The sequence below is a fragment of the Streptomyces griseus subsp. griseus genome (genome assembly GCF_000720255.1).
GTDB lineage: Bacteria > Actinomycetota > Actinomycetes > Streptomycetales > Streptomycetaceae > Streptomyces > Streptomyces griseus_I.
The window spans coordinates 41,979-61,538 of sequence record NZ_JOJE01000034.1 but is presented as its reverse complement, the minus strand read 5'-3'; the positions used below and the strand labels follow the sequence as shown (position 1 = coordinate 61,538).

The window sequence follows — 19,560 nt, the reverse complement described above, 5'->3', positions numbered from 1 at the left end:
CAGCGCTCGTGCCGGGCGCGGAAGTGGGTACGGCAGTGGGATCGCAAGCGCCGACGGCAGGAGACTGCGGCGGCTTGCCCGGCTGACCAGCCCTCCCAGCGTGGTGCGCGCGGCTCGCCGGTCGGCGGTGCGGTCAGGGTACGGCGGGCGCCTGTGTTGGGTCATCATGCCCCGGTCTCTCCCTTGCGTCGTGGCGTCCTCCACCGGCCTGTGACGGCCGGTGGCACGCCCGCGCGAGGCAGAGCCGCCCCGATGGATCGGTGGCCGCTGCATGCCCCTTGTGCGGGCGCGTGGCGGCCATCGTGAGCGCCCACCCCTTGTCCGCCGTCTGACGGCGCCCGGTAGCGGAGTCTGTCAAGGAGAAGCGTGCGCTCCTGGCGGCCCGCGCCGCATCGGACAAGGGGTCCGTGGTCGGGCCGACCGCGACTCGACAAGGGGTCATGGTCGGGCCGACCACGCTGGACAAGGGAGCCCGCTTTGACCCTTGCAGCCCTGGTTCGTCCGTTCCGGCTCAGGGTGGAGAGTTCTCTGTCCTCTGTCCACAGGCTGGCGGCCTGACTCTGCTGGGACGTCGCCGTGATCGGCACGGCGACCGTACGTCAGGAGCTGCTCATGTCCCCGATCGTTCCCTCGCTGCCCCCGCACCTGGTCCAGCTCGGCTTCGACTACGTCCTGGCCGTGGCGACCGGCGACGACGCCACGGCGGCGCGGCTCGTGCCCGAGGTGGAGCAGTTGCCGGGGCTGCTGCCGGCCGTTGCGGAACTGATCGTCTTCCCCGTGACCGCGCTGTCCGACGACACCGAGCCCTGCGCCGACTCCTTCGTCCTGGACGAGGTCGGCGTCATCTACCTGATGGCGATCAGGGAGTGGGCCACGCACGCCCCCGCGGCTGCCGCGCCGGGGATCGCCCGCACCATCACGCACTTCGTCGGCCAGGTCCTCGCCGACGCGCCGAAGGACGTCTTCCCGGCTCTGCAGGCGCTGCGCGATGAACAGGTGGCGCGGGCCTGCGCGGTGGTGGAGAACGTGGTGGCTCTGCACCGCTGACCGCACCACCGCACCGGGTGGGTGCGCACTGGTGCGGTGGTGCGCCCGTCCAGTGCGCACCGCGTCCATCCGGTGCGCACCACCGTCCATCCGGTGCGCATCCACTCAGTGGGCGGTGCGCACCGGTGCGGCCGGCGCGCGGGAGTGGTGCGCACCGGGTGGACAGTGGTGCGGTGGAGTGGGCGCGGGTGGAGGCGGTGCGTTTCTCCTTGACCTGAGCTGAGGTCAAGGAGAAACACACCGGGTGGATACACGGCCCCACTCCCGTCGGTGTCGTCCACTTCCACTCGGTGGAGTGGATGCCGAGCGCGGTGGTGTCCACTCCCGGGCGGTGGCCTCCACTCGGTGGAGTGGAGGCGGGGCATCGTCGGTGCGCACCACCGCACCGGGTGCGCGCCATCGGGTGCGCTCAGTGGCCGGCTTCCCGGCCGCGGTGCGGTCCGGGTTGCTGTGGGCGGTGCGCCTGCTGGTCGTCCTCGCGCACCGGGTGCGTCGTATCGGCGTCGTCGCGGCGCGCGTAACGGATCATCGTGGTGCGTGCCCGGTCGGCCGCCGCGGTGAAGGCCTCCCCGAGGTGGCGCAGGCGTTCGGCGGTGAGATCGAGGGCTTCCACGTCCGTGCGGGATTCCCGCAGGGCCCGCAGCGCCGTCAGGTCCAGCGCCTCGCGGCGGCCGGGCTCATGCTCCTGGTCGTCGTGCTCGGGGTCGGCCGGCTCGGGCGCGAGCAGCTGCTCGGGCATCGCCGCCTGCTGATGGGCGACGACGTCGTACGCCCTGCCCCGCACGGCCGTGGCGGTGCGCAGTTGTTCCCGCACCACCGCACCGGCGAGGACGGCGCGCTCGTACTGCAGCGGGATGCGGAGGATCTCCCACTCCCCCGCATCCTGGCCCGGGGGCCGGGGTTCGGCCGACTCGCCGGGGTCGGCCGGTGGCTGCCGGTCCGGGTCGGGCGCGGGAGTGGGAGTGGGTGGGCGGCGGGCGAGGAGGTCGGACAGGGACCACCGGGCGGTGTAGAGGCGGTAGTCGGCCTCCAGGCCGCGTACGGTCTTCGGCTCGCTGATGTCCAGGCAGTGGGTGGAGATGGCGGCGGCCACGATTTGGTCGTCCAGGCCGGGGTCGCGGCGGCGGCCGCGCAGGACGAGGGCGAGGTGGCGGCGTGCTTCGGCGAGCAGGTGCCGGCGGTGGAAGCGGCCGCCTTCGTTCATCACGAACACGGTCGCGGCGACGTCGACGGCCGCCAGCGCTATGTCGACCACGGCGGCGACCCGGGCCCGGATCACCGCAGCCGCAGCGCGGGCGTACTCGAGGAGGGAGTTGATGATGTCGACGGCCACCCCGGAGGTGCGGATCGCGCTCTCCTTCCACTCCTTGCGCAGCTGCGCGAGCGGCCGGGTCTTGTGCTTGGGCGGGCGGGTCTTGCGGGCGGCCATCCCGTTCAGCTTGGCGCGGGCTCGTTCGGAGACCACGGGCAGGAACTTCAGTTCGCCGTCGTCGTCGACGGCGGTGACGTACTCGTGCTCCAGGTCCTCGAGGCAGGCGGCGATCTGGTCGCTGCGCTGGGCGGTCCAGCGGATCAGCTCGTGCGGCACCCCGGCAATCTCCATCACCGGCCGGCGCCCCGGGGTGACGGTGCGCGGCTCGGTCGCCAGCTCCAGCGCCTCGCAGACTTCTGCGGCCACGATCTCGTTGTAGAGCGCGGATGCGGCCACGGTGTTCTCGTGCAGGGCCAGGGTGTGGATCGAGCCCCACTTCCCGTCCAGGCGCTGTCCCTTCACGGACAGCAGCAGATGGTCATGGAGCAGCGGCATGCCGGAGCGTGCCTCGTAGTGGCGGAAGCGGGCGGCGACCAGACCGCCGGGCGGCCGCACCCGGTAGATGCCGTCCTTGCCGTACCGGATCACGGCCACCTCGTCCTCGATCCACTCCAGCACCCGCTCGATCGCCCGCTCGTGCGCGGCCTCGATCACCCGCCGGGTCTCCTCATCCCCCAGCGCCCACAACAGGTAGATCGTCGGCTGCGGCCGGAAGACGAAGTCGACCCCGGTGACCATCACCCGGCGTCCGAGGGCGCCGGCCTTGAACGCCTTCTTCGGGGAGTCGCCCTTGGCGAGCCGGTCGGCCTCGATCCGGTCCGCGTACGGGTGGCGGCCTCGCTCGCCGAACAGGTTCCGCAGCTGCGCCTCGGTGACCTCCTCGCCCGGCGCGAGTCCGAGCGCGGCCAGGCCGCGGCCCATCCATCGTCCGGCCGGGACGCCGGCTTGCTCCTGGGCGGCGCGCAGCGGCGTGCGTGCGGGGCGGCGGCCGTCGCCGACAACGGTCTCGCGGAGGTAGTAGCGGTACATCTGACCGGCCCGGATGACCCTGATATCCACTGTCATACAGACCACGCCACACTGCCCTGACCTGCAAGAAAAGGCCGATCAGCGGCACGTCCCGCCAGGCGGGAGCAGCGGCCGAACTTTCTTCCCAGGCGCCCGTCAGACGGGAAGCGGCCCCGGGCCGGGCGCGAATGTCATCGCTCTCCAGCTCCAGATCACCACCACGGACACCCAGCAGCACCACGCCGACAACCACCCAGCACCACGGCTCCCCCACCCGCCCAACCCGCAGCCCACATGTGACCTCCTGCGAGGCGAGATCGTTGAGGAAGGTGGCGCCGCATGGAGCTGCCGCGACGGTGCCCGGCCGAGTGCTTCCGGTCCATGACCCGGAAGATGGGTAGGCCCTAGACGCGCCGCGTCATCGCTGCAGAGGCTCTGTGGCTTGCCACAGTCCGCGCGAAGTCATGGGGCCGCGCACAAGGACGAACGATGACATCTCACGCGCGTAAGAACGCAGCTCGTCAACAGCAGTTCCTCACGGGGGCGAACCGTCGGGCAGCGCTCCAGGACATTCGCAATGCAATCCCGCCCACTCCGCGGGCTCGAAGGGCGACCAGCATGTCGAGCAACGACGCACACCCAGCGGTGGTGCCAGTAGAACTGATCGCGCTTGTGCAGGACTTCGTCCGCTGGGGACGAAGTCATCTGGACGATGCCGTCCGAGCGGCTCACCAGCATGTCGATCGGCCGGGAGACTGGCACCGACTGGTGCTCTATGCCCTCACTGATGCTCTGGCGTACAACTTCCTGCTCGTCGGTTCTCTTGCTGCGTATCTCCAGGAGCAGGGACTGGACTCAGAACTTCTGCGACGCCATCTCCAGTCCCCGGATCCCGATCGCTACATCAACCAGGAGGCCCTGGATCTGGTGGGAGGGCTGATGGGGAGGACCATTGGGGAGGGCCAGCGAGAACCTACATGGCACTTCATCGGCAGGCAGATTGCCGAGTGCGGCGTCCAGCGAGACGGCGAGATGCCGTCGGACAAGGCCTGAGGGGCTGCAGCCGGAAGTGACGGTTACAGCCCCTGCATGCGGCTGGGTGCTTACCGGGTAAGCACCCAGCCGTCAGGCGATGAGCAGCTCGACTAGTTCCTCGATCTGCTGTGCCGTGAGGCGTCGCTTCAGGTCTGCGGCGAGGGTCGCCAGATCCTCATCCGATCGCTGCGCGCTGGAGGCGACCGCAGGCTCGCTCTGGGGCTTGGGGGCGGCCGCCGGAGGGGTGCTTACCGGGTAAGCACCCTTCGGCTTCCGGCTGGACTCCGCTTTTTGCTTGGCCCGCTGCGCGAGTGCCTCCTCTGCGGCACTCTGCTGCTGCTGTTCGGGCAGCTGTCCTACGGTGCGGGCAACCTTGACCGGGAGTGTCTTGTCTTCCAGTGCCTGCTTGAGTTCGGGAGTGAGCTTGAGCAGGGCAAGGCGCTGGGTGACCCAGCCGCTGGATTTGCCCAGTGCCCGGGCCACGGCGCGCTGTGAGCCGTGGACCTGGACAAGGCGTTCAAGGGCTTTGGCTTCGTCGAGGGGTTCCAGGTCTTCGTGCTGGACAGCTGCGATGAGAGCGGTCTCGAGCAGGGTGTCGGCATCGTGGGCCAGGGTGTCGTCGACGTGGACGGGGACGTCGTCGAGGCCGGCGAGCTTGGCGCCGGCGAGGCGGCGGTTGCCGTCGACGACGACGTATTCAGCTGATGCAAGGTCCTGTGTGTGATCGGGGTGCGCTGCAAGGAATGCTTCGCGGGTGACGATGGTGAGGGGCTGGATGATGCCCTTGCTGGTGAGGCTGTCGGCCATCTCCTCTATGGCGGCAAGGGTGGCGCGGGGGTTATAGGGGTTTGGTGCCAGCTGGGCGACGGGGACCCGGAGTGAGCTTTGGGTGACGGCCGGGGCAGTCGTGGTCTGTCCGGAGAAGGCGGCGAAACTGGCGGCGCGGCTGCTCATCGGCTGGGCGACAGCGTCGAAGGTGGCGGATCCGCCAAGAGCGTCGGATTTCTTCATGACAGCCTCCGGGCGATCTCGCGCATGTGGTGGGCCTGGTCTGATTCAGGGGCGTAGGCCAGCAGTGCCCGCTGGAGCCGTACGGCTTCGCGTTGTTCCTTCAGGTCGCCGATTACTGCGAGGACGGGGGGAGAGCCGAGGCTCTTCCACTTGTCGAGTGATGAGGTGGCGATGTAGCCGCGGCGTGAGTCGTATTTGTTGACCACGAGACCGAGTTGGTCGACGTCGATTTCGTAGTCGGCGGCGAGAGAGTCGACTTGGTTGATGAGCATCCCGTAGGCCTGCGCGGAGGTGTCTTCAGCCTCAACGGGGATCACCAAGCCTGACGAGCCGGGCTTCTCTCCCTCGCGCCGACGTCCGTAGAAGATGGCGGCGTCCATTGCCAGCCCCAGGCTGGGAGGTGAGTCGATGACGATGACGTCGAAGTGCTCTTCCAGTGGGGCCAGGGCCCGCTCAAGTGCGGCATGCCGGGGTCCGCGGAACATGGTCAGGCCGGAGTCCAGCAGGAAGGCGTCGAATGCTGCGGGCAGGATCCGCAGCCGGTCGCCGAAGCGAGCTTCGTTTATGGCGACGGTGAGGTCGATCAGGGGAGTACGGGCTTGCTCCCTGTTGAGCATGTGGGTGATGAGGCTTTCGGCGCCTGCTGGGATGGCTTTGAGTCCCAGCTGGTGGGAGAGGTGCCCTTGGGGGTCGTAGTCGACCATGAGGACTCGGAGTCCGAGGCTTGCCGCGGTTGTGGCGAGTTTCGTGGCCTTGTCGGTTTTCCGCGGCAGTTCGTGGGGGGCTTCGGCCAGGGCCTGGGCAAGGCCGGCGGTGACGGCGGTCTTGCCTACGCCGCCTTTCTGGTTGCAGACGATGATGCGGCGCGTGGGTGTGGTCTCGTCGTCTGCGGGGTTCTGCTCGAGCCACAGCGCTACGGACTGGGCGAGGCCTTGGATGTAGGAGACGCCGCGGGCGACGCAGTCCTGCTTGAATTCGTCGTACAGGCCTTCAGGCAGCCAGGTTCCGAAGGACTCGGCTCCTGCCGTGTCGATCGCGGGGAGCGCTTCGGTGTGGGCGCGCCAGGCGTGGATGCCGTCGGTGACAGCGTCTTGAACGTCGGTACTGAGCTGTGCTGCCCGGACTTTGAGGGCTTGCCGGAGGGAGGCGGGCAGCTTGGATACGAGCTTCTCCCGCTCACCTCCTGAAGTAGGAGATGCCATGCGCGGCAGCATACTGCCGCCAGTGATTGCCTGGCACGTGACGGGGCGCGAATTTCACCCGATCTGACGTTAGCTCCTGCATGTCGGGGTGCTTACCGGGTAAGCACCCCGACGTCGTCACAGCCCTGGTCCGGTCGCGTCGGATGCACCGCCCTCCTCGTGCGTCTCGTACAGGAAGACGCCCAGAGTCGATGCGGCTCCAACTGCCAGACGTGCGTGGCGCGAGGTGAGGCGTTGCTCAGCCTGGGCCTTCGAACGGCCATGTCCCGTGCCGTAGGTGTTTCGTAGTTCGGCTGCGCCCTGTACGAGTTGGGCCAGGTTCATCATCATCCGCTTGACCGTGGATGCCGCCGGAGCGGAAGTGTCGAGCTGGTCTGGCATGAGTTGCAGGCATCTGGTGGTCTTGCGGACAAGTGCCAGGACGTCGTCATGCTTGTCGTGGGGCTCTTGTCGTTCGTCGAGGACTGTCTTGCAGATGCTCTCGATGAACTCTTTCGCCGTTCCGATCGCGAGTTCAGGTTCAGTTGCGATCGCGCCCTCCATGCGCGTGACCTGTTGTGCGATGTACTCCGCGTCGACGCGCACGGCGACCGCGTGTGCGCTGCTGACAGCAGTGTTCGGGAGTCCACCCAGCAAAGTAGGCGCGTAGACGGGTCGTCCGGACATTTCACCTTGCCGTGCAAGACCCCACCCGTCGCGGCTGAGCATCTTGTTGAACTCGGACAGCATCGCTTCCGCGCGCTCCAGGTCGGGGCACACGACGGGATGCACTATCTGTGCCAAGAAGCCCAGCAGTTGCTCGTCAGAGCCGTTGTCCAGGCCAAACCGAGCGTCGGTAAGGACCCAGTCCTGCGGCCAGTCGCCGGGGTTTCTGATGCAGTGCTGGTGGATGTCTTCCCGCGCGGTGGCGAAGCGGTAGTCATCCGACGGCAAGGCGTCCAGGTCGTACAACCGGGAGAGAAAGGCGATGTCATCCAAGCGCCCATACCAAGGCGCGCCATCGGTCCTGATGTAGTCGAAGAGGTCTCGGCGTGTGACCAGCGTGATTCGGCGTCCGGGGGCTGGTCGGTCTTCAGCAGCAGTGGACATCAGCTCATCATCGTGTTCCCGAACGGCTGGCGCCGCTGCTTTATCCCGGTTAGGAACCCTGGTCCTGCCTCGAGGGCATCGAGGATGGGCCGAAACGCAGAAAGGCCCCCGCTGTCCGGACCTTGAGTCCGGGCGGCGGGGGCCTCTGTGTGCGCTCAGATGCTGAGGTCGATCTCAAGTGGAAGGTCACGTCCGGCGAGGGCGTGGGTGAGGAGGCGGTACGGCGTGGTCCAGGCTCCGTGGATGCGGCTCCTGGCGCAGTGGAGTGTGCCGGTGAGGGCTGCTTCGGTGTCGGGGTGGATGAGGACCAGGGCGACGGGGTCGGCGTCGGCCGGCTGTCTGTCGGCGGGGCGGCCGCGCTCGAGGCCGCGGCCGTCGGGGGCGATCCGTACGGCGACGTCGCCGTGTCCGGTCCAGGGGGCCGGTCTCTTCCTGGCGGCCAGCAGCGCGGTGAACTCCGCGACGGCCTTCTGGTCGCCGGGGTGGAGCGGGCCGGTGCCGTGGCCGCAGCGTCGGTACCGGGCGGTCACGCGGCGTTGGAGGCCGGGACGGCCTTGTGGCTGTCGCGGTGCGCGGACTGGGCGGGCTCAGCGAGGACGCGCAGGCCGTGCGGTTCGCCGACCTTGCCGTGCTCGCTGCACATCACCTGGTAGTTCACGCGTCCGGTGCAGCCGGATTCCGGGTCGCGGGGCTTTCCGGACGGCTTGATCTTGTGCTCGCAGACTGTGCCGTCACGGTGCTGGGGGTCGATCCAGATACGGATGCGGGCCATGGTGAGCCTTCCTGCTCGGGTGGTGGGGAACGAAAGGGCGCCGCGCCCGCTGTGGGCGAGCGCGGCGCGTGGACGGGGCAGGGTCAGCCGGTGAGGCGGATCGGCATGAGGAGGTAGCGCAGCGCCTGGTCGTCGCTGCCGGCACCGCGCATGACGGCGGGCTTGGTGGCGGAGACGAACTGGAACTGGACGGACTCAGCGTTCAGGGCGTTGAGGCCGTCGATGAGGTACGTGGGGTTGAAGGCGATGCTCAATTCGTCGCCGTCGAGGTTGACGTCGACGTTGTCGACGGCCTGGGCGTCGTCGCTGGTGCCGCCCTCCAGGACGAGGGCGCCGTCAGCGGAGAACGTGAGCTTGATCGGGGATTCCTTCTTGGTGGAGACCAGGGCGACGCGCTGGGCGGCGGCCTTGAGGGCGGCGATCTCCACGGTGGCGGTGGCCGCGAACTCGGTGGGGAACAGCGACTCGTACTTGGGGAGCTCGCCCTCGAGGGCGCGGATGGTGGTGGTGTGGTTCTCGCTGCGCACGACGAACAGGCCCGAGCTGCCGGTGGGCAGGGCGAGGTCGACGGTGGTGTCGTCGGCGGTGGCCTTGGTGGCGTCGGTGAGGGCCTTGGCGGGGATCACGGCGGTGCCGTCGGGCAGGTCGGCGTCCTTCCACGCCAGGGTGCGGACGGCGAACCGGTAGCGGTCGGTGGCGTAGAGGGTGAGGGTGCCGGCCTTGCTGTCGTGGCGCAGGCCGATGCCGGTGAGGACGGGCAGGGCCTCGTCCTTGCTGACCGCGCACGCGACTTGGGCGACGGCTTCGGCGAGGGCAGGCCCGGCGAGGGTGCCGGCGGTGGCGCCCGGGTCGGGCAGGGCCGGGTACTCCTCCAGCGGCAGAGTCGGCAGGGTGAAGCGGGCGGCCCCCGCCTTGAGGAGCATGCGGGTGCCGGTGAGTTCGAGGTGCACGTCGCCGCGGACCGTGCCGATGATGTCGGACAGCAGCCGCCCGGAGATCAGGGCGCGGCTGTTCTCGGTGACGGTGGCGGGGCAGCTGGTGTCCGCGCTGACCTCGTAGTCGAAGGCGCTGACGCGCAACCGGTCGTCGGTGGCGTCCAGGAGGAGGCCGGCGAGGACGGGGATCGGCGGGCGGGCGGGGAGGCTGCGGGCGGCGTAGCCGACGGCGGCCGCGAGGTGGGACTGTTCGACGGTGAGCTTCACGGGCGGGTCCCTTCGAGGGGTTCGGGGAGGTCCAGGAGGAGCTGTTCGGTGGCGGGGGCCGCAGCGGCGGGCAGGGTCTGCGGCCGGGTGGGCGGCATGACCGGGGTGGCGGCCGCGCCGATGTCGACGGCGAGCTGGCCGGCGTCCGCGAGGGCCCGGGCCCGGGTCTGGGCGCGGGTGACGGCGTGGTGCCCGGCGTCGTAATGCAGGTGGCAGCCCTGGCACATCGCGCGCAGGTTCGCGGGGTCCACGTTCTCGGGGGTGTGATCGAGGTGGGCGGTGGTGAGGATGACGACGCTGCCGGTGCCGTACGCCTCGCCTTCGTGGACGTTGGGGCAGCGGCCGGGGTGGGTGCCCCGGCCGCATTCGCCCTCGCACTCGCATCGCCACCCGGCCCGTTCCTTGATGGCCAGGCTGATCTCCGGCCAGTCGGGCGGGTAGCGGAGGACGTTCTCGGGCCGGATCGGCACGGCGTCTCCGGTCAGCCGTCGGCCGGGCGACGCTCGTAGTCGGCGATCAGGTCGCCGATCCGGTCCGCGTCGTCGGTCTCGCCGACCCAGGCGCCGGTGTGGGCCCACACGCTCGTGACCGCCACGTCGCCGTCGTGCCAGAGGAGATACGTGCCGTGGCGTTCGAACAGCCCGCAGTCGGCGACGTGGACGCTGATTCCGGTCCGCTGGTAGATGTCCCCGGCGTCGGCAGTGAGGAAGTCGAGTTCCCCGTCGCCGACGCCTTCCGGTGACTGGGCAGGCGCCTCCCGCAGGAATTCGAGCGTGGTGACGTCCAGCCACATCGGCTCGTCCGGGGTGCGGGGCGCCCGAACGTAGCCCGTGACGCGCAGCATGTCGCCGGGAACCAGGTCGTACAGCACGGCGGCCGCCATGGCCGGGTCGGTCACCGTGCAGGGCATGACCATCTCGTCCGCGCGCTCGTCCGTCGGGCTGACGACGATCCTGAAGCGGGCTGTCGATCCGTGGCCGGGCACCTTCTCTTCGTCCAGGAAGCCGTCCAGGGCTATCGCGTCGGCTCCCATGGGTCAGCTCGCCTTCGCGGCCGGGGCCTGGTGGGCGGCGTCGTAGGCGTCCAGGATCTTCTTCGCGACGATGCCCGCGTCCGCGACCTTGTAGCCGTTGGCGCGCGCCCAGGTGCGGATGTCGGCGAGCTCCTCCTTGGTGCGGCCGCTGCCGAGTCCCGACCGGATCGGCGTGGGTTCCTCCGTCGCCGTGGCGGTGGGCTCGTCCGCCGTGGCGGTGGCGGGGAGGGTGCCGGCCTTCACCGCGCGCAGCTCCTCCTGTGCCTTCGCCAGTTCGGCCTTGAGCCGGGTGACGCGCTCTTCGGCCGCTCGCTGTGCGTCGTCGGCGGCACGCCGGGTGGTCAGGTCGGTCAGGTCGGTCCGGACGCGGGCTGCCTTGTTGCGGATGCTCGCCGTCTCGTGGGCCTCTGCCCAGGCGAGCAGCTGCTCGACCGAGTCGCCGGTGCCGCCGTCGTTGGCCTCGGTGGCGTCGGCGGCCGCCGTGGCGGGCGGCGGGAAGTTGGTCTCCACGAGGGCGGTGACCTCGTCCTTGGACAGGCCGGTGGCGTCCGTGATGGCGTCCATCTGCCCGCCGTCGTAGTACATGGACAGCGCGGTCGCTTCGGTCACGTTGAGGGTGCGCTCGGTCATGCCGGTTTCTCCTGCGTGGTCGGGGAGGAGGGGGAGCAAGGCGGTGAGGGTGTTGTCGTCGCCGGGCAGGCCGATGGCGTCCAGGAGGAGGGCCAGGTCCTCCTTGCTGCCGGCGTGGCGGGCGGTGACCCGGGCCGCGGCGGCTTCCTGCTCGGTCGTGGTCGGGTTGAGGGGCAGGCCCTCGGCTTCGAGGGCCTCCGTCCAGTCGGTGAACATCGCGGCCCCCCTACGACGCGGCCTTGAGGCCGGCCATGAGCCGGGTGCGGTTGCGCTGCTGGAGCTCGGGGGTGACCAGCCGGTGTGTCGGCATCGGCCCGTTCACCTGGCGGTCCAGCCGGACGATGCGCGCCTGGTCCACGGTCAGCGGGGTGTGCCGGGCGGCGGCGGCCTGCTCGCGGCGGGCCTCGTCCTGGCGGGCGAGGACGTCGATCCAGTCCGGCCCGAGCCGGTCGACCATGCGCTTGCGCAGGGCGGTGCGCTGGCCGGGGGTGGTGGCCGCCCAGATGCCGAACCGCGTGACCGGCTTGTTGACCAGCGCCCATCGCAGGCAGTTCTTGACGATGGGGCAGCGGGAGCAGGCCTTGCGGGCCTGCTCCAGCCGCTTCTCCGTCGCCGCCCGGTCGGTGGTGCGGTCGCCGTTGGTGAAGTCGAACAGCGTCGGCTCCAGCTGGCAGCGGGTCGGGGTGGGGCTGTGGGGGAAGGGGAAGCGCGGGTCGGGGTCGGCGCCCGAGGTCGGGTGGGCGACGCCGGGACGGCTCATGACATGGCCTCCGGGAACAGCTCGTTCAGGTGGGGGAGTTGGAGGAGGACCTGCTCGAACACGGGCAGCGGGACGCGCCAGGGCCCGAGCGCCCCGGTGCAGGGCACGGGCAGCGGGAGGGCGTGGACGTCGTCCAGGACCAGGTGGGAGCAGCCGGTCTGTGCCCACGGGCTGCACGGGTCGCCGTCGTCGGTGTGGGAGCCGGTGATCCGGGCGACACCGATGACCGCGCTGAAGTGCAGCTCGTGGCCGCGGATCGTGCGGGCCACGAGCGGGTCGCGCAGGGCGGCCCGGTCCATGGTCTTGTGCGCACCGGCGTGCAGCAGGCGCCAGCCCGGCGCCCACGGCTTCGGCCGGTTCTCCACGCGCTTGTCGCCGTGGACGATGCACGCGGTCCAGGGCTGCTTGATGGTGATGCCGCGGATGAAGTCCGGGGCGTAGAGGGTGGGGGCTTTCATGCGGCCGCCCCGAGGCTCGCCGTGCCCGGCCGCCCGTCGCGCCGGCCGTTGACGGACCGCACGGTGGCGTGGGAACGGTCGGCGAGGACCGCGCGGCCGGTGTGCTTGCCCGCGTACATGGCGGCGTCGGCGGCCCGCTGCAGGTCCGTCAGGTCGGTGGTGCCGATCCGGTCCGGGGTGGCGGCGCCGATCGAGACGGCGACGTCGACCAGGCGGCCGTCGCCGACGTCGACGGGCTGGGCGAGCGCTGCGGCGAGCTGGTCCAGGCGCAGGCGGCGCCGCGCCGGGCTGATCCGGACCGCGAGCGCGAACTCGTCTCCCCCGAGCCGGCCGACCACACCACGGCTGCCCGCCCAGGCGGTGAGCCGCTGCGCGGTCGCGACCAGCACACGGTCACCGGCGGCGTGCCCGAAGGTGTCGTTGATCTGCTTGAAGTGGTCGACGTCGACCAGGACGACCATCGCGGCCTGGGTGAAGCGGGCGGTCAGCGCGCTGGCCCGGCCGGTGTAGCCGTCGCGGCCGTGCAGGCCGGTCAGCGGGTCGCGCCGCGCGGCCGCGAGCTTGCGGTGCAGGGTGACGGCGTGGACTGTCCAGCCGGTCAGCGGCACCGCGAGAGAGGTGATGATCAGAGCGCGTTGTCCGGACGGGCCGTGTACGCGCACGGTGGAGGCCATACTGGTGTCTCCCTCTCGTTTCGTACGGGATGGGTGGCCCGGGGCAGGCGGCTGGTTTGGACGCCTTTGACGCCTGTCCCGGGGCGGATTCAAAACGTGCGGCGTGTGCCGAGCAGACCGTGGGGGTTCACCCACGGAGCGGCCGTCGCCTTGTTCCAGTCGAGGTCCCAGTCGGGCCGCAGCCCCCGGGCACCCCAACCGCTGACGAACTCGAACGGGATCTCCTGCCCGGCCTGGTGCAACAGCAGCGCCTTGTCGTACGCGTCGTGCGCTGCCTCGCGGGCGGTGACGGGGCTGTCGGCCAGGCCGACGAAGACGTGGAGACGCCGCCCCTGGTCGTTGTTCTTGGTCGGGACGTCAACCTCCCAGTACGACTGAGGCATGCCCCTCCCCTCCTTCCGGTCCTGGTCCTGGTCGTGGCGGAACACCGCGACCGCCCCGGCCAGGTGAGGCCGGGGCGGCACGGAGGAACGCCGCGTCCCTCGAGGAAGGTTCAGCCGGCCGTGGCCCGCGCCAGGATGTCGGCGTGGTCGAACGCGAGATCCGGGAGCGCGTTCAGGGGCCACCAGCGGGCGGCGGTGGCGTCGTCCCCGGCCGTCGGCCTGACCGGTATCGGCAGGGTGGCCGTGTAGGCGACGCTGACGTACCGGCCGCGCGGGTCACGGCCGGGGGCGTCGAAGGCACCCACCTGCCGGAGGCTGGCGGCCGGGACGGTGATGCCGGTCTCCTCCTCCAGCTCGCGGGCCGCAGCCGCCAGGCTGGTCTCCCCCACGTCCACATGACCGCCGGGCAGGGCCCACCGGCCCTTGAACGGGTCCCAGCCCCGCTCGATCAGCAGGACGTGCCCGGCGGCGAGCAGGACGACGTCAGCGGTGTAGCGGATCGTCTCGTCAGTGGTGGCGGTCTCGTCAGTGGTGGCGGTGCTCATCTGGTGACTCCTGCTCAGGCCGGGACGGGGGCGGGGGTGTCGAGTGCGGCACCGAGCAGCAGGGCGCGGATCGACTGCTCGTACTCGCCGTTGCGGATGCGGTCGTGCATGAGCTGACCGGCGACCAGGCAGCGGGCCCGCAGCTGGATCAGGGCGACGGTGTGGGGGTCGGCGCCGGCGTCGGTGGCGGCCTGGGCGGCGGCGTCCCCGGCGAGCTGGTCGGCCGCGGCGAGGCCGGCCGCGCGGCGGGAGGACTGCGCCCGCCAGAACGCCCACTGCGTCAGCGCGTGGGTGTCGTCCACCCGCTGCTCCCACGCCTGGTACGTCCGGCGCGTGCCCTCGGGGTCGGCGGCCCACTCGGTGGCCCACTGCCGGGCGAGGTCGGGCAGCTGCGCGAGGACGGCCAGGACCTGCTCGCCGCGGTGCCCGAACGCCTGCCACGCCCCGGTCTCCTCCACGACGCGGATCTGCTGGGACATCAGCCAGTACGGGTAGTAGCGGCCGCCCCAGTTGCCGGTCTCACCGAGCGGCTCCACGACGAACAGCCGGATCGGCCAGCCCTCCTCGATGCGCTCCAGGATCTCGCCGGGCCGCATGTACATGTGGAAGTACGAGAACGGCTTGTCGGTGTACCACTGCTGGCCGGGGCTGGGGTGGTCGATGACCTGGCCGATGTGGTCGGCGAGGTTGACGGTCGGGATCGTCTCGCCCAGGCCGCTGTAGTAGCGGGCGAGGTGGTTGTCGGTGGGCGGGACGGTGCCGTCGGGCCGGGTCGCCATGTAGTGGACGGGGGGCCGGGCGCTGCGTGCCATGAGTTCCTCCGTGGTCGGGAACGTGCTGGTGACGGGCGGGTTGGTCAGCGTCGCGGGTTCTTGTGGCCGCGCAGCTCGTCCACGCGGGTCGCAGTGTGCGCGAGGTCGCGAGCGAGGGTGGCGAGCCGTTGCGCGTCGTCGCCGACGGGCTGGGACCAGATGAGGCCGGCGGCGAAGTACGAGGCGTTCGCGGCCAGTTCCCTGGCCTGCTCTGCCAGGCGCTCGCGCTGGGTCTGCAGCGGGTCGGCGAGGGGGGTGCGCTCGGGGAGGGGCAGTTCGATCAGCCGCTCCAGGATCACGGCCAGGGCGTCGGTGACGGCGGCCAGGTCGCCGTCGGCGAGCCAGGCGTGGATGTGGTCGTGGCCGGTCAGGTCGGGGGTGTACTTCGCGAACTGGCGGCGGTCGAAGTCGCCAGAGGCGGCCCCGGCCGGGGACAGTTCGAAGATGATCCGGCCGTTCTTCCAGTCGGGGTAGCAGGTGAGGTCACGGTCGGCGGTCTCGCTGGTGAAGACGGCGGGCCACTCCGGCACGGTGGGCAGCGTCCAGTCGGTGCCGAGGATGTCGGCGAGGACGGCGGTGAGGCGGTCGGGGGCCGCCTTGGTGATGGTGCGGGGCAACGGATCCTCCTGGGAGCGGGCTGACCGGGCACCGCGCCGCCCCGGCCGGTGTCGGGGCCGGGGCAGCACGGTGAAGGGTCAGGACCGTCCGGGGGCCGCGGCGGGTACCTGCCGTTGGGCTTCGGCCTCCTGGCGGCGGTGGTTGCGCACGACCTTGCCCATGATCTTCTGGGTGGCCTTCTCCGCTTCGTCCTCGCGCGCCACGAGCTCCTTGTAGAGCTTCTTGAGGGCGGCCTTGTTGAGCACGTGCGTGCCCATCTCGTGGCGGGCGAGGGCGATCTGCGCGTCGGGGCCGCCCTTGCGGCACAGCTGGTCGACTTCGACCATCGCGTAGACGAGCGTGGGGCCGACCTCCTGGCCCTTGCGGCGGCGCAGGCGCTGGGCGTTGAGGAAGATCCGGATCGAGTTCTGGGGACCGGCCACGGTGACGGCGTAGATGTCGCCGGGACGGGCGGTCAGGGATAGCACCTTGTCGCGCCACACCTCGTACTTGATGCCGGCGGCGACGCCCAGCGACTGAGCGACCAGGCCGGAGAGCTTATTGGTCTTGGTGACCACGAGTTCGACGGGGACGACCGGGCGGCGGCCGTAGTGCTCGCGGACCAGGCGCTGGGCGATGGGCGCGGCGGCCTCGATGTCGGCGGTGAGCTTCTTGGAGACGAACAGGCCGGAGCGCCGGATGGTCATCTGGTCCGGCTGCTTGTTCTTGAAGAACTGCACGTGGGTGTCCTTCCGGGGCGGGCGGGCTGAGGGGCTACCGCACCGCCCCGGCCCGCACGGCTGCGGGTCGGGGCGGAACGGGCAGTCCGTCAGTTCGCGTGCAGGCCGGTGAGGTCCTCGATGTCATCGAGCAGGACGTCGCGGTCCTCGCTGGCGTCGGCGGCCGTGGCCGGGAAGGCCGGGAGGCCGGCGGCGCGGGCGGCGAGGTGGTGGCGGATCTGGTCGATGCTGTGGATGGTCACCGGCTCGTCACCGTCGCCGGTCAGCAGCGTGAAGCGGTGATCCCCGCCGTACTTGGCCTCGGTGCTGGCGTAGTGAAGCCAAACGCCGGGGGCCAGGTGGAAGGACGCCTCGCCGTTCTCGTAGCCGCGCCACCGGTTCTCGTCCCGCAGGAAGTTGTCGCCGCGGTCGATGTGGAACGCCGCGCTGGCGGCGCGGTGGGCGGCGTCGTCCTCGGTCGCGGCGACGACCTGGGCCAGGCCCTCGTCCAGGGTGTCCGGTGCGGCCGGGGCGGTGTGGACGCTGGTCTGCGGCCGGTTGTAGCGGGCCTTGGCGATCAGGCGGCGCAGCGGGGTGAGGAACAGGTCCGCCATGCTGTTGATGGCGACGGCGGCGACGACCGCGACGGCGCCGGTGACCGCGAGGCGCCAGTCGCCGGACCAGGTGTCGGGGTAGTAGGTGTAGCCCGCCCAGGCGCCGATGGCGCCGCCGATCACGACAGTCGCCATGTCCAGGCCTTCGGTGGCGGCGTCGGCGACGACGATGGTGGCGCGGCGTACGGCTCGGTTCATGATTGGGGTGCTCCTTCTTCTGTCGGATTGCGCTCTGGTGGGAGGAGGGGTGCTGCTCCGGGGCGGCCGGGTCTGGAAGCCTGCGGCCGCCCCGGGCGTCTCAGCGGCCGTCCGTGTGGGCGGCGGCGGTGGTGCGGATCGTGTCGGCGAGCAGCACGGTCAGCTCGTGGCCGTGGTCGACGACGTCCTCCAGGCGCTCGATGAGCTCCGGGGCCAGGCCGTTGTTGCGGGCCCCGGCGAGCAGTCCCTCGAGGAAGAGGACGTCGGCCAGGACGCGGCCGCGTGCGTCGACGACGCCGGGCTGCACGGCGAGGACGTCGGTGTTCTTCGCGGTGGCCAGGGCCACATGGCCGGCGGCCGCGCGGTAGGCGGTCTCGGTCTGCTCGGTGAGCAGTTCGTCGACCTGGGTGGCGGTGCCGTAGGCGCGGCGCCAGCCGAAGCGTTCGGCGGCGATGTCCATCAGGGAGCGGCGGGCGAGGGGCACGGTGACCTCCAGGGGAGGGCCGGTCGCCTGGTCTCTGCTGACCGGGCGGACACCGCACGGCCCCGGCCGCCGACGCGCGGCGGGCGGGACCGTACGGAGAGCGCCGGTCAGTCCTCCGGGAGGCGGCGTGCGGAGTAGGAGACGTAGTCGCTGTACTGGCTGCGCTCGATGCGCAGGATCTCCGGCTGGTCGACGGCCAGCTGCTGGAGCACGCCCACGATCCAGTCGTTGGTGCGCTGGAGCGTGAGGCGGATCAGGTCCAGGTCGGAGATCCACACCTGGACGTCTTCCTTGCGGCGGCGGGCACCGCGCACCCAGGCGTGCAGCTGCTCGCGCGCGGTGTCGTCGTCCGGGCGGGCGGGGAGGTCGCGGGGCAGCGCGCGGCAGGTCGTGGCGTGCTCGTTGGCCGTCTTCGCGGCGTCCGCGAGGCTGTAGCGCGTGTTGTAGCTGCGCCGCCCGTCCTGCGCGGAGGCGAAGTGGCAGCCCAGGCAGGCGACCGCGTAGTAGGTGCCGGTCTTCCCGTCGTCGGCGGTGTAGACGAGGACGACCGCGTGGGCCTGGTTGTAGTACCGCTGGACGACGTTGACGCCCTCGGGCTTCCAGGTCTCGCCGATCTCCGGCCACGGCGCGGGCTCGGGCGCCGGCGGTTCGACGGGGGCGGGGCGGCGGGCGAACAGGGTGAGGGCCACGGGGCTACTCCTTGTCAGTGTCGACTTGGTGGGTGCGCCGGGCGGCGGCGGTGGCCGCCACGGCGATGAGGACCAGGACGAGCGCGTACGGCCAGCTGCTCATCCGGCGACCGCGAGGACGGCGGCGGCCAGGAGCAGGGCGAGCGCGGCGAGGATCGTGTCGACCGCGCGGGTCAGGCGTTCGAACTTGGCGACCACGATGAGGGACAGCGACCTGACCCGGGTGGCGCGGGTGTCCGTGCGCATCGCGCTGAGCAGCTCGTCTTCGCTCAACTGCGCCCAGCAGGGGAAGCCTTCGCGGACGACGCGGCCCCGGCCTCCGAGGTTGGGGCGCACGACCAGGAGGAGCAGCACGGCGGCGGCCGCGAGCGCGAGGACGGCAAGGCCTCCGGCGACCTGGGCGGCCAGCGGCAGGTCCTTGTCGGCGACGCTGGCGAGCCCGGCGAGGACCGCGCCGTCGAAGGCCAGCAGTAAAGAGGCCTTCGAGTCGGTCCGCGCGATCTTCGCTTCGACGTCGTGGCACGCGTCGTCCAGGTTCTTGCTCAGGCCGTGCGCGGCCGGGATCGCGATGTCGGGGGCGGCGGTCATGGGCGAGTTCCCTTCCGGCCGGGCTGTCCGGCTCCCCGTCACCACCCGGCCCGCCGTGGGCGGTACGGGTGGCTCAGGCAGCCGTCAGGACCGGCGGGCGCACCCGGGCAGGACGATCACGGGACGCAGGGACAGGCCTCGCAGCGCGAAGAGCGAGCCGATCGTCCAGGCCAGCACGGCCAGCGCGGCGGCGACGGTGCGGCCGGCAGGGGGCGAGGACGCCCACACCATGTACACGGTGGCCGCGCCGTGCGCGGTGTACGTCAGGCGGGCGCCGACCGCGCCGGTGAACCAGGCCAGCACAAGGGAGACAGCGCCGACGCCCAACCAGATGTTGACCGCGCTGGAGGCCGTCAGCGGAAGGCCGGCGGTGTGCGCGCTCAGGTAGGCGTGGACGGGATCGCTCACCGTGGCGGTCCACTGGGTGAACCACGCCCAGTCCTGGTGGTGGTACCAGTCGATCGCCTTCGGGATGCCCCACTTGAGGATGAGGATCAGGGTGGCGGTGCCGAGGATCGCGCCGACGGCGAGGGCGCCGGGCGGGATGTCGTCGCGGGTCCGTATGGGCGCCGGCCTCGGAACGGTGGTGGTGTGGGCAGGGCTGCGGCGGGGCGGCTGGCGGTCGCTGTCGGCGATCGTCTCCATCGGCGGGACGGTGGGTTCGGGCTCGCGGGGCTCGGTGGGGTCAGTCACCGGGT

At 71.1% G+C, this 19,560-nt stretch carries 25 protein-coding genes; 2 read left to right on the top strand and 23 right to left on the bottom strand.

All coding sequences use genetic code 11. The annotated features are described in order from the left end of the window. Positions 1-612: 612 nt before the first annotated feature. A complete protein-coding gene (locus tag IG99_RS44445) occupies positions 613-1,047 on the top strand; it encodes a hypothetical protein (protein WP_158973290.1) in 435 nt (144 codons plus the stop codon). Positions 1,048-1,456: 409 nt separating this feature from the next. On the opposite strand, the gene mobF is transcribed toward IG99_RS44445, so the two are convergent. Continuing rightward, positions 1,457-3,424 carry a MobF family relaxase gene (gene mobF, locus IG99_RS49155; protein ID WP_078948057.1) on the bottom strand — a complete coding sequence of 656 codons (1,968 nt, stop codon included), beginning with the start codon at positions 3,422-3,424 and terminating at the stop codon, positions 1,457-1,459. A 561-nt stretch (positions 3,425-3,985) separates the two neighbouring features. Between mobF and IG99_RS46365 the strand changes: the two genes are divergently transcribed. Further along, positions 3,986-4,420 (top strand): hypothetical protein, encoded by a 435-nt coding sequence (locus tag IG99_RS46365; protein ID WP_158973289.1) that lies wholly within the window; start codon positions 3,986-3,988, stop codon positions 4,418-4,420. A gap of 72 nt (positions 4,421-4,492) precedes the next feature. Here the strand turns inward: IG99_RS46365 and IG99_RS33635 are convergent, their stop codons facing one another. The 22 genes from IG99_RS33635 to IG99_RS44435 all read right to left on the bottom strand — a co-directional run bounded on the left by IG99_RS33635 (position 4,493) and on the right by IG99_RS44435 (position 19,555). After that, a complete protein-coding gene (locus tag IG99_RS33635) occupies positions 4,493-5,413 on the bottom strand; it encodes a ParB/RepB/Spo0J family partition protein (protein WP_037680722.1) in 921 nt (306 codons plus the stop codon). Beyond that, a complete protein-coding gene (locus tag IG99_RS33630; RefSeq protein ID WP_037680791.1) occupies positions 5,410-6,615 on the bottom strand; it encodes a ParA family protein in 1,206 nt (401 codons plus the stop codon). The genes IG99_RS33635 and IG99_RS33630 overlap by 4 nt, the downstream gene beginning before the upstream one ends. Before the next feature lie 117 nt (positions 6,616-6,732). Continuing rightward, complete coding sequence (locus IG99_RS33625) at positions 6,733-7,704, bottom strand: abortive infection family protein (RefSeq protein ID WP_063768364.1); 972 nt, start codon at positions 7,702-7,704, stop codon at positions 6,733-6,735. Positions 7,705-7,859: 155 nt separating this feature from the next. Then, positions 7,860-8,234 (bottom strand): hypothetical protein, encoded by a 375-nt coding sequence (locus IG99_RS33620; protein ID WP_037680787.1) that lies wholly within the window; start codon positions 8,232-8,234, stop codon positions 7,860-7,862. Further along, positions 8,231-8,476, bottom strand: a complete 246-nt coding sequence (locus IG99_RS33615) for a hypothetical protein (protein ID WP_037680720.1) — start codon at positions 8,474-8,476, stop codon at positions 8,231-8,233. The genes IG99_RS33620 and IG99_RS33615 overlap by 4 nt, the downstream gene beginning before the upstream one ends. Before the next feature lie 83 nt (positions 8,477-8,559). Beyond that, positions 8,560-9,678 (bottom strand): DNA polymerase III subunit beta, encoded by a 1,119-nt coding sequence (dnaN, locus tag IG99_RS33610; RefSeq protein WP_037680718.1) that lies wholly within the window; start codon positions 9,676-9,678, stop codon positions 8,560-8,562. Further along, positions 9,675-10,148: a hypothetical protein gene (locus IG99_RS33605; RefSeq protein ID WP_078948055.1), complete on the bottom strand. Its 474-nt coding sequence runs from the start codon at positions 10,146-10,148 to the stop codon at positions 9,675-9,677. The genes dnaN and IG99_RS33605 overlap by 4 nt, the downstream gene beginning before the upstream one ends. Before the next feature lie 11 nt (positions 10,149-10,159). Then, complete coding sequence (locus IG99_RS33600; protein ID WP_037680716.1) at positions 10,160-10,711, bottom strand: hypothetical protein; 552 nt, start codon at positions 10,709-10,711, stop codon at positions 10,160-10,162. A 3-nt stretch (positions 10,712-10,714) separates the two neighbouring features. After that, positions 10,715-11,557: an Lsr2 family DNA-binding protein gene (locus IG99_RS33595; protein ID WP_037680715.1), complete on the bottom strand. Its 843-nt coding sequence runs from the start codon at positions 11,555-11,557 to the stop codon at positions 10,715-10,717. A 10-nt stretch (positions 11,558-11,567) separates the two neighbouring features. Then, a complete protein-coding gene (locus IG99_RS33590; RefSeq protein WP_037680714.1) occupies positions 11,568-12,101 on the bottom strand; it encodes a WhiB family transcriptional regulator in 534 nt (177 codons plus the stop codon). After that, positions 12,098-12,559: an ASCH domain-containing protein gene (locus IG99_RS33585; RefSeq protein WP_037680712.1), complete on the bottom strand. Its 462-nt coding sequence runs from the start codon at positions 12,557-12,559 to the stop codon at positions 12,098-12,100. Before IG99_RS33585 ends, IG99_RS33590 begins: the two co-directional genes overlap by 4 nt. Beyond that, the gene (locus IG99_RS33580) at positions 12,556-13,233 is read right to left on the bottom strand and encodes a GGDEF domain-containing protein (protein WP_051866204.1); all 678 of its coding nucleotides are present in this window, start codon (positions 13,231-13,233) and stop codon (positions 12,556-12,558) included. Before IG99_RS33580 ends, IG99_RS33585 begins: the two co-directional genes overlap by 4 nt. An 89-nt stretch (positions 13,234-13,322) precedes the next feature. Next, on the bottom strand, positions 13,323-13,616 hold the full coding sequence (locus tag IG99_RS33575; RefSeq protein WP_037680781.1) for a hypothetical protein: 294 nt from the start codon (positions 13,614-13,616) through the stop codon (positions 13,323-13,325). 110 nt (positions 13,617-13,726) lie between these two features. After that, a complete protein-coding gene (locus IG99_RS33570; RefSeq protein WP_037680711.1) occupies positions 13,727-14,161 on the bottom strand; it encodes an NUDIX domain-containing protein in 435 nt (144 codons plus the stop codon). A 14-nt stretch (positions 14,162-14,175) separates the two neighbouring features. After that, the gene (locus IG99_RS33565; RefSeq protein WP_051866202.1) at positions 14,176-14,973 is read right to left on the bottom strand and encodes a hypothetical protein; all 798 of its coding nucleotides are present in this window, start codon (positions 14,971-14,973) and stop codon (positions 14,176-14,178) included. Between the two features lie 44 nt (positions 14,974-15,017). Then, positions 15,018-15,590, bottom strand: a complete 573-nt coding sequence (locus tag IG99_RS33560) for a hypothetical protein (RefSeq protein ID WP_037680709.1) — start codon at positions 15,588-15,590, stop codon at positions 15,018-15,020. A 78-nt stretch (positions 15,591-15,668) separates the two neighbouring features. Then, complete coding sequence (locus IG99_RS33555) at positions 15,669-16,310, bottom strand: hypothetical protein (protein WP_037680708.1); 642 nt, start codon at positions 16,308-16,310, stop codon at positions 15,669-15,671. Between the two features lie 89 nt (positions 16,311-16,399). Then, a complete protein-coding gene (locus IG99_RS33550; RefSeq protein ID WP_037680707.1) occupies positions 16,400-17,101 on the bottom strand; it encodes a hypothetical protein in 702 nt (233 codons plus the stop codon). Positions 17,102-17,201: 100 nt separating this feature from the next. After that, on the bottom strand, positions 17,202-17,585 hold the full coding sequence (locus IG99_RS33545; protein ID WP_037680706.1) for a hypothetical protein: 384 nt from the start codon (positions 17,583-17,585) through the stop codon (positions 17,202-17,204). Between the two features lie 107 nt (positions 17,586-17,692). Further along, complete coding sequence (locus IG99_RS33540; protein WP_037680705.1) at positions 17,693-18,274, bottom strand: hypothetical protein; 582 nt, start codon at positions 18,272-18,274, stop codon at positions 17,693-17,695. 99 nt (positions 18,275-18,373) lie between these two features. Further along, the gene (locus tag IG99_RS33535; RefSeq protein WP_051866200.1) at positions 18,374-18,862 is read right to left on the bottom strand and encodes a Pycsar system effector family protein; all 489 of its coding nucleotides are present in this window, start codon (positions 18,860-18,862) and stop codon (positions 18,374-18,376) included. Positions 18,863-18,946: 84 nt separating this feature from the next. Next, positions 18,947-19,555, bottom strand: a complete 609-nt coding sequence (locus IG99_RS44435; protein WP_051866198.1) for a hypothetical protein — start codon at positions 19,553-19,555, stop codon at positions 18,947-18,949. Positions 19,556-19,560 lie beyond the last annotated feature (5 nt).

Bases quoted from the DNA above. Each gene is read 5' to 3' on its own strand.
- mobF (WP_078948057.1), bottom strand. From the start codon at position 3,424: ATGACAGTGGATATCAGGGTCATCCGGGCCGGTCAGATGTACCGCTAC.
- IG99_RS44445 (WP_158973290.1), top strand. From the start codon at position 613: ATGTCCCCGATCGTTCCCTCGCTGCCCCCGCACCTGGTCCAGCTCGGC.
- IG99_RS33625 (WP_063768364.1), bottom strand. From the start codon at position 7,704: ATGTCCACTGCTGCTGAAGACCGACCAGCCCCCGGACGCCGAATCACG.
- IG99_RS46365 (WP_158973289.1), top strand. From the start codon at position 3,986: ATGTCGAGCAACGACGCACACCCAGCGGTGGTGCCAGTAGAACTGATC.
- IG99_RS33635 (WP_037680722.1), bottom strand. From the start codon at position 5,413: ATGAAGAAATCCGACGCTCTTGGCGGATCCGCCACCTTCGACGCTGTC.
- IG99_RS33535 (WP_051866200.1), bottom strand. From the start codon at position 18,862: ATGACCGCCGCCCCCGACATCGCGATCCCGGCCGCGCACGGCCTGAGC.
- IG99_RS33600 (WP_037680716.1), bottom strand. From the start codon at position 10,711: ATGGGAGCCGACGCGATAGCCCTGGACGGCTTCCTGGACGAAGAGAAG.
- IG99_RS33595 (WP_037680715.1), bottom strand. From the start codon at position 11,557: ATGTTCACCGACTGGACGGAGGCCCTCGAAGCCGAGGGCCTGCCCCTC.
- IG99_RS33630 (WP_037680791.1), bottom strand. From the start codon at position 6,615: ATGGCATCTCCTACTTCAGGAGGTGAGCGGGAGAAGCTCGTATCCAAG.
- IG99_RS33570 (WP_037680711.1), bottom strand. From the start codon at position 14,161: ATGAGCACCGCCACCACTGACGAGACCGCCACCACTGACGAGACGATC.
- IG99_RS33565 (WP_051866202.1), bottom strand. From the start codon at position 14,973: ATGGCACGCAGCGCCCGGCCCCCCGTCCACTACATGGCGACCCGGCCC.
- IG99_RS33575 (WP_037680781.1), bottom strand. From the start codon at position 13,616: ATGCCTCAGTCGTACTGGGAGGTTGACGTCCCGACCAAGAACAACGAC.
- IG99_RS33580 (WP_051866204.1), bottom strand. From the start codon at position 13,233: ATGGCCTCCACCGTGCGCGTACACGGCCCGTCCGGACAACGCGCTCTG.
- IG99_RS33590 (WP_037680714.1), bottom strand. From the start codon at position 12,101: ATGAGCCGTCCCGGCGTCGCCCACCCGACCTCGGGCGCCGACCCCGAC.
- IG99_RS33585 (WP_037680712.1), bottom strand. From the start codon at position 12,559: ATGAAAGCCCCCACCCTCTACGCCCCGGACTTCATCCGCGGCATCACC.
- IG99_RS33615 (WP_037680720.1), bottom strand. From the start codon at position 8,476: ATGGCCCGCATCCGTATCTGGATCGACCCCCAGCACCGTGACGGCACA.
- IG99_RS33550 (WP_037680707.1), bottom strand. From the start codon at position 17,101: ATGAACCGAGCCGTACGCCGCGCCACCATCGTCGTCGCCGACGCCGCC.